10 protein-coding genes and 1 riboswitch are annotated in these 12,130 nt (G+C 48.3%); of the genes, 5 read left to right on the top strand and 5 right to left on the bottom strand.

Annotated features, from left to right (window positions below):
* The first annotated feature begins 160 nt into the window (after positions 1 to 160).
* Entirely contained in the window at positions 161 to 1,378 is a 1,218-nt protein-coding gene (mlc, locus tag BLS03_RS23275) for a sugar metabolism global transcriptional regulator Mlc (protein ID WP_093279268.1), read from the top strand.
* Positions 1,379 to 1,603: 225 nt separating this feature from the next.
* Positions 1,604 to 2,554 (top strand): chemotaxis protein CheV, encoded by a 951-nt coding sequence (locus tag BLS03_RS23270; protein WP_093279267.1) that lies wholly within the window; start codon positions 1,604 to 1,606, stop codon positions 2,552 to 2,554.
* 84 nt (positions 2,555 to 2,638) lie between these two features.
* Here the strand turns inward: BLS03_RS23270 and BLS03_RS23265 are convergent, their stop codons facing one another.
* From BLS03_RS23265 to BLS03_RS23250, 4 genes are all read right to left on the bottom strand, one after another.
* Positions 2,639 to 5,710 (bottom strand): error-prone DNA polymerase, encoded by a 3,072-nt coding sequence (locus BLS03_RS23265; protein WP_093279290.1) that lies wholly within the window; start codon positions 5,708 to 5,710, stop codon positions 2,639 to 2,641.
* A gap of 16 nt (positions 5,711 to 5,726) precedes the next feature.
* A complete protein-coding gene (locus BLS03_RS23260) occupies positions 5,727 to 7,142 on the bottom strand; it encodes a Y-family DNA polymerase (RefSeq protein WP_093279266.1) in 1,416 nt (471 codons plus the stop codon).
* 2 nt (positions 7,143 to 7,144) lie between these two features.
* On the bottom strand, positions 7,145 to 7,846 hold the full coding sequence (imuA, locus tag BLS03_RS23255) for a translesion DNA synthesis-associated protein ImuA (protein ID WP_093279265.1): 702 nt from the start codon (positions 7,844 to 7,846) through the stop codon (positions 7,145 to 7,147).
* 136 nt (positions 7,847 to 7,982) lie between these two features.
* Positions 7,983 to 8,726 (bottom strand): YciK family oxidoreductase, encoded by a 744-nt coding sequence (locus BLS03_RS23250; RefSeq protein WP_093279264.1) that lies wholly within the window; start codon positions 8,724 to 8,726, stop codon positions 7,983 to 7,985.
* A gap of 223 nt (positions 8,727 to 8,949) precedes the next feature.
* Between BLS03_RS23250 and sohB the strand changes: the two genes are divergently transcribed.
* Entirely contained in the window at positions 8,950 to 10,011 is a 1,062-nt protein-coding gene (sohB, locus tag BLS03_RS23245) for a protease SohB (RefSeq protein ID WP_093279263.1), read from the top strand.
* A gap of 52 nt (positions 10,012 to 10,063) precedes the next feature.
* On the opposite strand, the gene rrtA is transcribed toward sohB, so the two are convergent.
* On the bottom strand, positions 10,064 to 10,633 hold the full coding sequence (gene rrtA / locus BLS03_RS23240; protein WP_093279262.1) for a rhombosortase: 570 nt from the start codon (positions 10,631 to 10,633) through the stop codon (positions 10,064 to 10,066).
* Between the two features lie 3 nt (positions 10,634 to 10,636).
* Here rrtA and BLS03_RS23235 point away from each other — a divergent pair, with 3 nt between their 5' ends.
* Both BLS03_RS23235 and BLS03_RS23230 read left to right on the top strand, forming a co-directional pair.
* The gene (locus tag BLS03_RS23235) at positions 10,637 to 11,281 is read left to right on the top strand and encodes a tRNA-uridine aminocarboxypropyltransferase (protein WP_093279261.1); all 645 of its coding nucleotides are present in this window, start codon (positions 10,637 to 10,639) and stop codon (positions 11,279 to 11,281) included.
* Positions 11,282 to 11,427: 146 nt separating this feature from the next.
* Positions 11,428 to 11,527, top strand: a riboswitch (purine riboswitch).
* Positions 11,528 to 11,606: 79 nt separating this feature from the next.
* On the top strand, positions 11,607 to 12,130 hold a 524-nt coding region (locus BLS03_RS23230), incomplete at its 3' end, for an adenosine deaminase family protein (protein WP_143015679.1).

The raw sequence follows: 12,130 nt of genomic DNA, 5'->3' as shown, positions 1-12,130 counted from the left end.
AATTTCATTATCACTATGTCTTTGTTTTTCGCTGTCATTTGACCCAACGCTCAATCCTGAATCTTTCTGCGTGATGCTTGTCACGGCAATTTATCAAATCACTTCACAATTAGTTCGCAAAGTAAAAAAATTGCGGAGTTGTCGTTTTTTGGAGTGTTCTATGTACATGGCTCAACCTGGTCATATCGACCATATCAAGCAGGTCAATGCTGGCCGTGTATATAAGCTGATTGACCAAAAAGGCCCTATCTCTCGTATCGACCTGTCTAAACAGAGCGAACTTGCGCCCGCCAGTATCACCAAAATTACGCGTGAGCTGATTGAAGCACATCTGATCCATGAAACAACGGTGCAGGAAGCACTAACTCGTGGTCGCCCTGCGGTTGGTCTGCAAGTCAATAATGAAGGTTGGCAGTTCTTATCCATGCGTCTTGGGCGTGGGTATTTAACTATCGCTTTGCATGAGCTTGGTGGTGATGTATTGATCGACACCAAAATCGATATTCACGAAATCGATCAGGATGATGTGCTAGCAAGGCTGCTGCACGAAATCGACGAGTTCTTTCAAACCTATGCCGATCAACTCGATCGCGTTACCAGTATTGCGGTGACTTTACCGGGTTTAGTCAATTCAGAGCAGGGTGTGGTGCTGCAAATGCCGCACTATAACGTGCATAATTTACCGCTTGGTGAAGAAATTTTTAAAGCGACGGGTCTTCCGGTATTTATCGCCAACGATACGCGAGCATGGGCGTTGGCGGAAAAACTGTTTGGTCATTCACAAGATAACGACAACTCAGTACTGATTTCGATTCACCATGGATTAGGTGCAGGTATTATTCTTGATGGTCGAGTGTTGCAAGGGCGTCACGGTAATATTGGTGAGCTTGGACATATCCAAATTGACCCGAATGGTAAGCAGTGCCATTGTGGTAATCGTGGTTGCTTAGAAACGGTTGCGAGTTCTCAAGCCATACGGGATGAAGTCACCGATCGTATCACCAACGGCGAAGCGTCGGTTCTGGCTGAGATTGAAGAAATTTCGGTTGAAGATATCTGCGAGGCGGCGATCAATGGGGATGCGCTGGCGATTGATGTCATTGAAAAGCTTGGTCATTACTTAGGTTCGGCGATTGCCATTGTGATTAATTTATTTAACCCAGAAAAAATTCTTATCGGCGGGGTGATTAACCAAGCCAAGAACATTCTCTATCCGGCGGTTCAGCGCTGCATTGAAACGCAAAGTCTGCCCGTTTATCACCAAGATCTTGAGCTGGTGGAATCACGTTTTTATAAGCAAGCGACCATGACTGGTGCGGCGCTCATCAAACAGGCCTTGTATGATGGCCAGTTATTGATGAAAGTTGTCGAGGGGTAATACCTCTCGTTTTCTGTTTTCCCTCCTTATTTGAGCATTTCACGTTATAATCATAAAAATAAACGAAATGTGTAGTTCTGTGTCTAAAAAATACCCCTTTCGCTTGTGTGATTATCTGCGATTGGGCACTCTTGGCTAAGATCCACATTTCACTGCCAGTAACGCTACCCATTTATCAGTGTGAGTACGATGCTGTTTTATCACTAGGACTAGTTGAGAAGATTTATGTCTGGAGTCTTAAATACCGTCGACCAAAGAACCAATCTTGTTGGTGAAAACCGGCTTGAGCTGCTGTTATTTAGCTTAAACAGCATGCAGCTTTTTGCGATCAACGTTTTTAAAGTTAGAGAAGTCATCAAAGTACCGCCGATGACCAAAATGCCAGGCTCTCATCACAATATTTCTGGTGTGGCGTCGTTGCGCGGACAGTCTGTCCCTGTGATTGATTTGCGTGCTGCGATTGGCTTTCCACCATCGCGCATAGAAAACCAAGAGCAAAACCTGATCATAACTGAGTACAACCGTACCGTGCAGGGATTTTTAGTCGGTCAAGTACGCAATATTATCAATACCGCTTGGACAGAAATTCAACCGCCACCAAAAACTGCCGGACGTTCAAACTACCTCACTGCGATCACCCAGGTTAAAGAAGGGGACAAAAAGTCGATCGTCGAAATCATTGACGTTGAAAAGGTGCTGGCTGAGATCGTGCACTACGATATTTCGATCTCCGAAGAAGTGTTGGATGAGCAGCTGCTCGGTGAAATGCATGGTCGTAAAGTCTTGATTGTCGATGATTCTTCGACCGCTCGCGGCCAAGTGCGTGGTACGCTGTCACAGCTTGGTTTGGAAATTATTGAATGCCGCGACGGTAAAGAAGCGCTGACTTTACTTAAGTCTTGGTGCGATGCTGGTCGAGACGTCAATAAAGAGCTGCTGCAGGTGATTACCGATGCGGAAATGCCAGAGATGGACGGTTATAAACTGACCCATGAAATTCGCAGTGATCCGCGCATGAAAGATCTGCACATTACGCTAAACACCTCATTAAGTGGCAGTTTCAACGAAGCCATGGTTAAGAAAGTCGGCTGTGACCGCTTTATTTCTAAGTTCCAGCCTGACTTACTGGTTGAGGTCGCTCAAGAGCGCTTGCGCCAAGTGTTAGGCGAAGATTAAGTCCTTCTTCTACGCCTTAAGATGTATTCAAAAGCCAGCCAGTGCTGGCTTTTTTGCGTTCGTGGTTTGCGTAGAAGTAGGGGGTTAATGAAAATCGCGGGAGTGTGTTTGTAGCCCTTGCAGCTCTGGAGTTAAGTCAATCAACTGCCCGGCAATGATATGAGTGACTTCTCCTTCTACTTCCAAGACGCCTTTGACTATCAGGACTTTGGCGCTGAGAAATGGCTGTTTTTGCGCGCGGGCGGTTGCGCTCCATACCACCACATTAATGTTGCCAGTATCATCTTCTAAGGTCAGAAATGTAACCCCGGCAGCACTTCCTGGTGACTGACGACCAGTGACCACGCCTACCACCGTAACCAGTGAGCGATGAGGCTTATCACCCAGCATGGCTTTACGAGTGAATTTGCCGAGCTTTCCTGCTTGTTCCAATAGTGTCACCGGATGATTATTCAGTGATAGCCCTGTGGCGGCGTAATCTTCAAGCAGAGTTTGCACCGCTGAAGGCTTGTGGTTTAAGCGCGCTTCTTCCTCATTATGATGTTTAAATAGCGGTAAATCCGAGAGTGAATCCATCATCGCCCAGCGAGTTTGAAAGCGGTCGTGAGTCAGTTGATGCATGGCGTTGGCAGAAGCCAGTTTTTCTAGCTCTTGGCGCTGCAGGCCTAAGTGCTTTAATTGGTTTGGGTGTTGAAAACCGCCATTTGGTCTTTGTTGAATGAGTGTAAGAGCGGACGTTGGTGATAATCCTTTGACCAAGCGCAGGCCAAGGCGTATTGCATCGCGTCCGTGCTCTCGGATGACTTGATGATCGTATTGGGAGTGATTGACACACACGGGCAAAACGCGAATGCCATGACGTTTGGCATCTTGAATCAGTTGTGACGCGCTATAAAACCCCATCGGCAGGCTGTTGAGTAGGGCGGTATAAAACACTGGCGGGTAGTAGTATTTAAGCCAAGCTGAACAATACGCCAGCACCGCAAATGACGCGGAGTGACTTTCCGGAAAACCATATTCACCAAAGCCACAAATTTGATCGTAGAGCCGCTCGGCAAATTGCTGTTCATAGCCTCGTTCGCGCATGCCAGTAATAAGCTTGTCGCGAAACTTAGCCAGTTGGCCGGTTTTCTTCCACGATGCCATTGCGCGGCGCAGTTGGTCTGCTTCGCCGCCGCTAAACCCAGCAGCGACCATGGCCAACTTGATGACTTGTTCTTGAAAAATAGGCACGCCCATAGTGCGAGACAGCACTTCTCTCACGTCTTCGGATGGGTAATCTTCAGGCTCTTCACCACTGCGGCGTTTCAAAAACGGATGCACCATGTCACCCTGAATTGGCCCGGGGCGAACAATCGCAATTTGAATCACCAAGTCATAGTAATTACGTGGTTTGAGGCGAGGTAACATACTCATTTGTGCACGTGACTCAATTTGAAATACACCAACGGTATCGGCGCGTTGAATCATGTTATACACCTCAGGATCGTCTTGTAGACGGGTGATGTCAGCAATCGACAGACGCCGTTTATCAAGACGTTCAATATCGTGAAAACATTTGCGAATGGCACTGAGCATGCCAAGTGCCAGAACATCGACTTTCAGCAGCCCTAAGCTTTCTAAGTCGTCTTTATCCCATTGAATCACAGTACGTTCTGCCATCGCGGCGTTTTCAACGGGCACCAGTTCATATAAAGGGCCGGAAGAAATCACAAAACCGCCGACGTGCTGAGACAGATGGCGAGGAAAACCAATAAGTTCATTCACCAGCGCGATAAATTGCTCCCCTTTGAGCGAATTCGGTTCAAGCCCTAATTCGACAATCTGCGCCTGCCAGCCGATGCCTTTATCGCGGCGATTGACGTTTTTGATGAAGTAGTCGAGCTGAGTTTCCTCAATGCCAAGCGCTTTACCAATATCGCGCACTGCACTTTTAAAGCGATAGGAGATCACGGTCGCGGCTAAAGCGGCGCGTTCACGGCCATATTTCTGGTAGATGTATTGAATCACCTCTTCACGGCGTTCGTGCTCAAAGTCAACGTCGATATCGGGCGGCTCATCGCGCTCTTTACTGATAAAGCGTTCAAACAGCACCGAGATTTGCCTTGGGTCAACGGCAGTGATTTCAAGGCAGTAACACACCACTGAGTTGGCCGCAGAGCCGCGGCCTTGATAAAGAATATGCTGACGCTTAGCAAACATGACGATGTCATGAATGGTGAGAAAATAAAATGCGTAGTTAAGCTCGTCAATCAGCTGCAGCTCTTTTGCGATGGTCGCTTCGATATCTTCTGGAACTCCATCAGCAAAGCGTCGCTGCTTACCTTTTTCCACCAACTGGCGCAAATAGCTCATCGGTGTGTGGTTGGGCGGCAGCAGTTCGCTTGGGTATTGGTAGCTCAGCTCATTCAGTTCAAAGCTGCAGCGCTTGGCGATGCGTACACTTTCAGCTAGCCACTCGGGGTCAAACAGTTTCTCTAATTTGTTTAGGCTGCGCAGGCTGCGTTCACTGTTGGTGAGAAGATGTGGACCTAGCGTTTCGATAGCTTGACCATGCTTAATGGCGGTCAGCGCATGTTGCAGTGGTAAACGTGTTGCAGTGTGCATCAATACGCCGCCGCACGCGGTTATGGGTAAATCAAGCTGCGCAGCAAGGTTTTTGCAGTGCGCGATATGACTGTGCTCACCGGCAGTTAAATGGCGCTCAATACCCACCCATAGCCGTTCAGAGTGATGCTGCTTAAGCCAGTTTCCCCATTTATGATCACTTTCTAGCTGGCTGGGTAACCAGATGACCAGGCCGTGTTTTAACGACATCACATCCCATTCGCTTAACTGGTAGTGTCCCTTTTCGCTGCGCCTTCTGGCGTTAGTGATGATTCGGCATAGCTCACGGTAGGCATCAATCGTTGGGCACAGCACCACAAAGCGGCACTGATTGTTGAGTGTAAATACACTGCCAATAATCAGTTTGGTGGTCAGTTGGTGGTTTTTGATTGCAGTATAAGCGCGAACGACGCCTGCGACGGAGCACTCATCGGTAATTGCCAGAGAGTGGTAGCGCAAAAAATCGGCTTGCAGGATCAGCTCTTCAGCGTGAGAGGCGCCACTGAGAAAGGAGAAATTGGTTTGGCAAAAAAGTTCGGCGTACTGCATAACGGTGATTGAATACTTAACTGAATTGACCGTGTACAAACCACTGTTTTTGTGGCGTTCGATAAACCCACAGCCATTGCCCCGTTTCATTATGGGCGATGAAGTAATCGCGAGTGATGGGCTCGCCATCCCACCATCCGGTCAGCAGTCGCTCTGGGCCATGCACTAACTGCATTTTGCGGTTAAAAGGCATGTCTGAAAATGGCAATGGATGTGGATAGATAAACGTCGGGCGCAGCGGTGTCTGCGTGTCGAGTTCGGGCAGTTTTGTCGTTGGATCGCACAGTTGATTGGCCTTTTCGGGGCGAGGGTCGTGAGAGTAGGCGACTTTGCGAACCCGCTGCTGGCCCAGCTTGGCTTGTAGTAGGCTGATTAACTCAAGAGGCGTTTGTTGACCTTTAATGCCATCAAAGATATCCGGGTTGGCGGCTTCTTTTTGCGCGCTGCGCACTACACTCAGGGTCAGCTCTTGTACGGGCGCATCCAGCTTGAGCGACTCGAGGGTTAACTGGCAGAGTTTTTGCCATTTATCCGCTTGATAATCGCCACTTGCGGAGGTGAAAGTAATCGAGTTAATGCTTTTATCTCTTTGATGTAGCGTGAGTTTTAATTCGTAAGCCACTTGGTCGCGAAGACGTAAAAAACCATCAAGCTTTTTGAGTAGGCCATACAAGGGCTTTTCCAGCCATTGAATATTTTCAATATCAAACAGCAGCACTAAGTGGTGCTGAAATTGCGCCGGAGGATGGTAAGTCTCAAGCGGGTGTTTAAATTGCCCCATTAAGCGACCCACATAGTTGACCAAATCGATATCAAAGCGGCGCGCGATATCGGGTAGCGGCAAAGCAAGGAGGTCGTTTAAGGTTTGTATACCAACGCGTTCCAGCTTTTCAATATGCTTAACACTGAGCTCGGTTGCGGCCAGTGAGCGGGGATGCAAGTGTTTCTCCAGTTCGAGTTTATTCTCGGTGATAATGCCATGACCCGATTTCGCCAACAGCATGGCGCAGTAAGGTGAGAAACCTGTGGAACAGAGGTAGCGCAGTTTGAGCTGTTTTAAATGCGTGCTTAACGCCTGCCAATAAGATTCAAGCCCGCCATACAGCGTCAGCATATCGCTGACTTTGAGCATGATTCCTTGCGGTGCAAAGACGCTGATATCGGATGTGACCGCATACAACCACTGCGCAATATCGAGGAGTGCTTGTTGTTCCACTTTTGCATCGTAGGGATGCACCTGTAGATCGTGACACATGGCGGCCGCACTACCGAGCCCCGCACCTACTGCTAAACCTTGCTGCTCAGCAATGGGATTGAGCTGAATTAAACGGTGGGTGCGTGGATCGACAATCGCCAGCGGCGCATCGTGATACTCACAAAACAAGCTATCCAGCTGCAGAGCCGGAAAATGCAGATAGAGCCACAGCGTCATGGTTAACCCTGCTGAACTCGAGGAAATGGCACCACGACAGAATCGCGAGGTTTCAGCGCCAGATCTGGCCACTCTCTTTGCATATCAATGCTGAATCGCCCATGTTGCCAGCCCCCTTTGCGTTTGTTGATCTCAAGTTGCAAACCTTGTTCACTAGGGTGTAGCGCCAAACTTAAACTGACAGGCAGAGAAAGCTGGTGGGCCTGCGGTTGGCGAAACAGGAATTGTAAACACTGGCCAGTTTCGCTCGCGACTTGCAAACGCCGAGCTTGATGGACTTGCAGATCATGAGCCCACAATAAGACATGACTGCAAGCGCCGCTTTTTGCGCATTGCTCCGCTGCCCAAAGTGCATGTTGCTCATTCTGTGGTTCAATGACGATGATTTGATTGACCGAGATTCCGGCGGCCGCGAGTTGTTGAATCGATAACATTCCGGGTGGTTGAATGAACACCATCAGCCGAGCTGCGTGAGCCTCGGTTGAGGCCGCTCGACTCGCTGCGCTCAGTTGTGGGAGTAATAAGCGCAGCTCACCAATACCTGGTGATGACTGGATTTCAACCACGCCGTGACGTGGAAATCCGCCGTTAAGCTTGGCGTCTAAGTGCTCAAAACCGCTGGTCACCATTTCATGTTCACAACGGGTGTTTGAGCCTTGCCATAGCCACTGCTTCTGCTTTAAGTGTTCAACCAATTCAGACATAATAAATACCAAAATACTGTATTTATATACAGTATAATCATTCGTAATGCGGCTGCAAGTTCTCTGAGTGTGTGGCGATAAAAAAACGCCTTGCTTATCGGGCAAGGCGTTGATTTATATAATTAACAATAGAAAATTATTTTTTCGGTTGGGCATCGATACACTGGCCGTGAACCGTTTGGCTTTCCGGAGCCATGAGGTACACATACAGTGGAATAATGTCTGCGGGGGTTTTTAGTGTGTTCGGGTCTTCTGCTGGAAAGGCGCTGGCGCGCATGCCAGTGCGAGTACCACCAGGATTGATGGCGTTGACGCGCACGGCAGTGTCACTCAGCTCATCCGCCAACACTTGCATCATGCCTTCAGTGGCAAATTTTGAAATCGCGTAGCTACCCCAAAATGCACGACCTATATGGCCAACCGTTGACGAGGTAAACACCACGCGACCCTGGGGAGCCTTTTTGATAAGAGGTAGCAGCGCTTGAGTCATTAAAAATTGCGCTTTCACGTTAACTTGCATGACATCATCAAAAGCTTGTTCTTCAATTTGGTCGAGTGGACTTAATACGCCAAGCAGCCCCGCGTTATGCAGCACGCCATCTAAACGTCCAAACTGACCTTCAATGGTTTCTGCCATATCCAGATAGTGTTGCTTAGTTGCGCCAAGCATATCCAAAGGAATGATGGCTGGCTGTGGAAACCCCGCAGCGACGATGTCATCGTAGGTTTGTTCAAGTTTTTTGACCGTACGGCCAAGTAAAATCACGGTCGCGCCGTGCTTTGCGTAGTCAAAAGCAGCTTGTTTACCAATGCCATCACCAGCGCCGGTGACTAAAACCACTTTGTTGTTTAACGTGTCGGCGGAAACGGAATAATCCATGTGTACGTCCTTAATGTCGGGCTCAAGTGTGCTGAAGTTTCGTCAGTGAGGTAATCAAGGCTTTCTCAATAACCCATTGTGGAATAAGGTTATATTCGTAAAGTGGGAATAGTGATGAGGTTCTGAATATCACCTCTTGCGCCTGCTTGAGTTTATGTTCTACTTTAAGTCTTCGTGACAAGATGGTTACAATACACCAAATCGCAAATTAGGGGATAACAGATTGGAATTTTTGTTGGATTATGGCCTGTTTCTGGCCAAGATTGTGACTGTTGTGGTAGCGCTGGTCGCGATTCTTGTGATTGTTAAAGCGGTCGGTAATCGCAGCGGCGCGGCGAAAGGTTCGTTAGAAGTGACTAACTTGACCGAGCAGCACAAGCACACCGTTGAGCATTTAGAGCATCATTTGCACGATGATGTGTATTTGAAAGCGCGCCATAAAGCGGAAAAGAAACAAGAGAAAAACGATAATAAACAGCGTGATAAGCAGATCAAAAAAGCCGCCAAAGAGGGCGATTTAGACGCTTCACGTGATCCGCATCTGTTTGTTTTGGATTTTAAAGGCAGCATCGACGCTAAAGAGGTGACCTCACTGCGTGAAGAAGTCACTGCGATTTTGGCAGTAGCCCGTGATGGTGATGAAGTGCTGCTGCGTTTGGAATCTGGCGGTGGCATGGTTCACGGTTACGGTTTGGCGTCATCGCAACTGGATCGTCTGAAAGCAGCTGGTCTGCCGCTGACGATTGCGGTTGATAAAGTTGCAGCCAGCGGCGGTTATATGATGGCGTGTATCGCCGATAAAATTGTTTCGGCGCCGTTTGCGATCGTCGGCTCGATTGGCGTGATTGCGCAGTTGCCAAACTTTCACAAGCTGCTTAAAAAGCACGATATCGAGTTTGAACAGCTTACCGCAGGGGAGTTTAAACGCACCCTGACCATGTTTGGTGAAAACACCGATAAAGCACGTGAAAAGTTCAAAACCGAATTGGAAGAAACCCACGGCTTGTTTAAAGACTTTATTCGAGAGCATCGCCCTGAACTGGATTTAGACAATGTCGCAACCGGTGAGCATTGGTTTGGTACTCAAGCCAAAGCGCTGGGTTTAGTCGATGAAATTAAAACCTCTGACGATATTGTGGTTGAGGCATGCAAAGACAAAACTGTGTTGGCGATCCACTACGTTGAGAAGAAAAAGCTTACCCATAAATTGGCCGGTGTGGCGGGTGAAGCCGCTGACAGTGTGCTGATGAAACTGATCAGTCGCGGTCAGCGCCCGATTATGTAAGTGCCTTGAAACTTGGGTTGATGCCCAAATATGGTAAAACGCCTGAGCTTGCTCAGGCGTTTTTGTTGGTGTTGGATTGGCGCTGATGTGCCATCAACCGTTCTAGCAGCGCCAATGCTAAGCCACTGAGCGCGCCGGCTAAGTGGGATTCAATCGCCACTCTGGCGTGAATCATAGCGCTGGTGGTTTCTGATGCACCAAATAGATGTTCCCACACTATTTTGGCGATCAATCCGGTCACGAGCAGCCAACTGCTTCGTCGCCCTGATAACGCTTCGAGCAGCGCAAAATAACCAAATAGGCCGTGCAGCGCGCCAGAAAGACCGACATAAATGTTCATCGAAGTGGCTAAGTTGCCAATGCCAACCGCTAGGCTTGCGACAAGCAGCGCTCGCAGTAGCGCCTGAGTCTTTGGTCTGAAAATTGAGCTAATGACCCAAAGGCCAAGCAGGTTCATGGCGAGATGCGCAAAGTTGGTGTGCGTGAAGTTTCCTGTTAGGATTCGCCACCACTGGCCAGCCAAAATATCGCCGCGCTGCCACTGGCTTAAACTGTGTAGAGGCTCAAATTGCAAGCCCAAGCACAAGGCACTGATAACGACTAACAGTAGGTAAAGATTCACAGTATGTCTCGGTATTGTTCTCAATGTGGCAAGTCACGCAAAGCGTGTATCTGCGCGTGGATAACCAGCCTAACACCGAATGTTGAGCTGGTCATCCTTCAACATACCAGCGAGCAACATCGCCCGATGGGGACGGCGCGTATTTTAAGCTTGTCGCTGAGCAACTGTCGCTGTTTGGTGGGGGAAGATTTTTCCAATCACAGTGGACTCAATCAACTGCTGAGTGAACCCAATGTTCGCCACTATGTGTTGTACCCGAACGCGCATTCGCAAAGTGTCAGTGAGCTTCTCGCCAGTGGCGAGGATAACCAAACCGCGGGCCACAATGCTAAAACTCACCAGTTCAAAATCCGCGTTTTACTGTTAGATGGCACATGGAAAAAAGCCTACAAAATGTGGCAGTTGGCGAGCAACCTTCATCACTTGCCAAGTTTGCATTTACCAGAGGATCTCAAAGGCGACTATCGAATTCGTAAAGCGCCGAGTGACAACAGTTTATCAACGGTTGAGGCGGGCTATCATCTGCTTCGGCTACTTGAACCTGCGCAGGATTTCTCACCGCTGATTCACACCTTTGAACGGATGATTGATTTTCAAATTGCCAATATGCCGCCAGGCGTCTACCAAAAAAATTATTCGGCGAAATAGATTTGGCGACACAAAGTTTGGAAAGTGAGCCGCTGCCCAAAGCCGCCGGTTTGATTAGCTTTAATCTAGCTCATTGATTCTTAAGCGCTATACTCAATTTGAGCAGGTGGGTTGCGATTTTAAACGCGAGATGCCTATAATGTGCGCTATCGGTTTTGCCGATGCTTCGTATAACCCCATTAATACGGTATGGGGGTCTCTACCTGGAGCCGTAAATTCCAGATTACGAAGAGTTAAGTGCACAGCGCTTTTCTCTTTGTATGTTTGTTATTGTTTGCGGTAGAGAAAAGCGCTTGTCCAAATCATTCATGGAGAGGAGACAAGCGTGAACCACACTTCTTTTATTCAACAGCTTCCTAAAGTCGAACTGCATCTGCATATCGAAGGGACACTTGAGCCAGAAATGATGTTTGAACTGGCTCAGCGTAATCAAGTCGCATTGCCTTATGATTCACCGCAAGCGGTGAAAGAGGCGTATCAATTCCACAATTTGCAATCTTTCCTGGATATCTATTATCAAGGAGCCAATGTGTTGCTGCATGAACAGGATTTTTACGACCTGACTTGGGCTTATTTGTTGCGTTGCCAGCAAGATAACGTCATTCACACCGAAATTTTCTTTGACCCGCAAACCCACACCGAGCGTGGCATCGCCTTTGATACGGTGATCAACGGTATTTATCGTGCACTGCAGGACGGCGAAAAACAGCTCGGGATCAGTAGCCAGATCATCATGTGCTTTTTGCGTCACTTAGATGAAGAAAGTGCTTTCACGACGCTTGAAATGGCGCTGGTGCATAAAGATAAAATCGTTGGGGTTGGGTTGGATTCTTCGGAAAAAGGCCACCC

This window comes from Vibrio xiamenensis, assembly GCF_900100015.1.
Lineage (GTDB): Bacteria > Pseudomonadota > Gammaproteobacteria > Enterobacterales > Vibrionaceae > Vibrio > Vibrio xiamenensis.
Note: the sequence above shows the minus strand (reverse complement) of the source record. Positions and strands in the feature narration are given on the sequence as shown.

Excerpts from the sequence above, each read along its gene's own strand:
- mlc (WP_093279268.1), top strand. The coding sequence starts at position 161 with ATGTACATGGCTCAACCTGGTCATATCGACCATATCAAGCAGGTCAAT.
- BLS03_RS23270 (WP_093279267.1), top strand. The coding sequence starts at position 1,604 with ATGTCTGGAGTCTTAAATACCGTCGACCAAAGAACCAATCTTGTTGGT.
- BLS03_RS23265 (WP_093279290.1), bottom strand. The coding sequence starts at position 5,710 with ATGCAGTACGCCGAACTTTTTTGCCAAACCAATTTCTCCTTTCTCAGT.
- BLS03_RS23260 (WP_093279266.1), bottom strand. The coding sequence starts at position 7,142 with ATGACGCTGTGGCTCTATCTGCATTTTCCGGCTCTGCAGCTGGATAGC.
- imuA (WP_093279265.1), bottom strand. The coding sequence starts at position 7,846 with ATGTCTGAATTGGTTGAACACTTAAAGCAGAAGCAGTGGCTATGGCAA.
- BLS03_RS23250 (WP_093279264.1), bottom strand. The coding sequence starts at position 8,726 with ATGGATTATTCCGTTTCCGCCGACACGTTAAACAACAAAGTGGTTTTA.
- BLS03_RS23235 (WP_093279261.1), top strand. The coding sequence starts at position 10,637 with ATGTCTCGGTATTGTTCTCAATGTGGCAAGTCACGCAAAGCGTGTATC.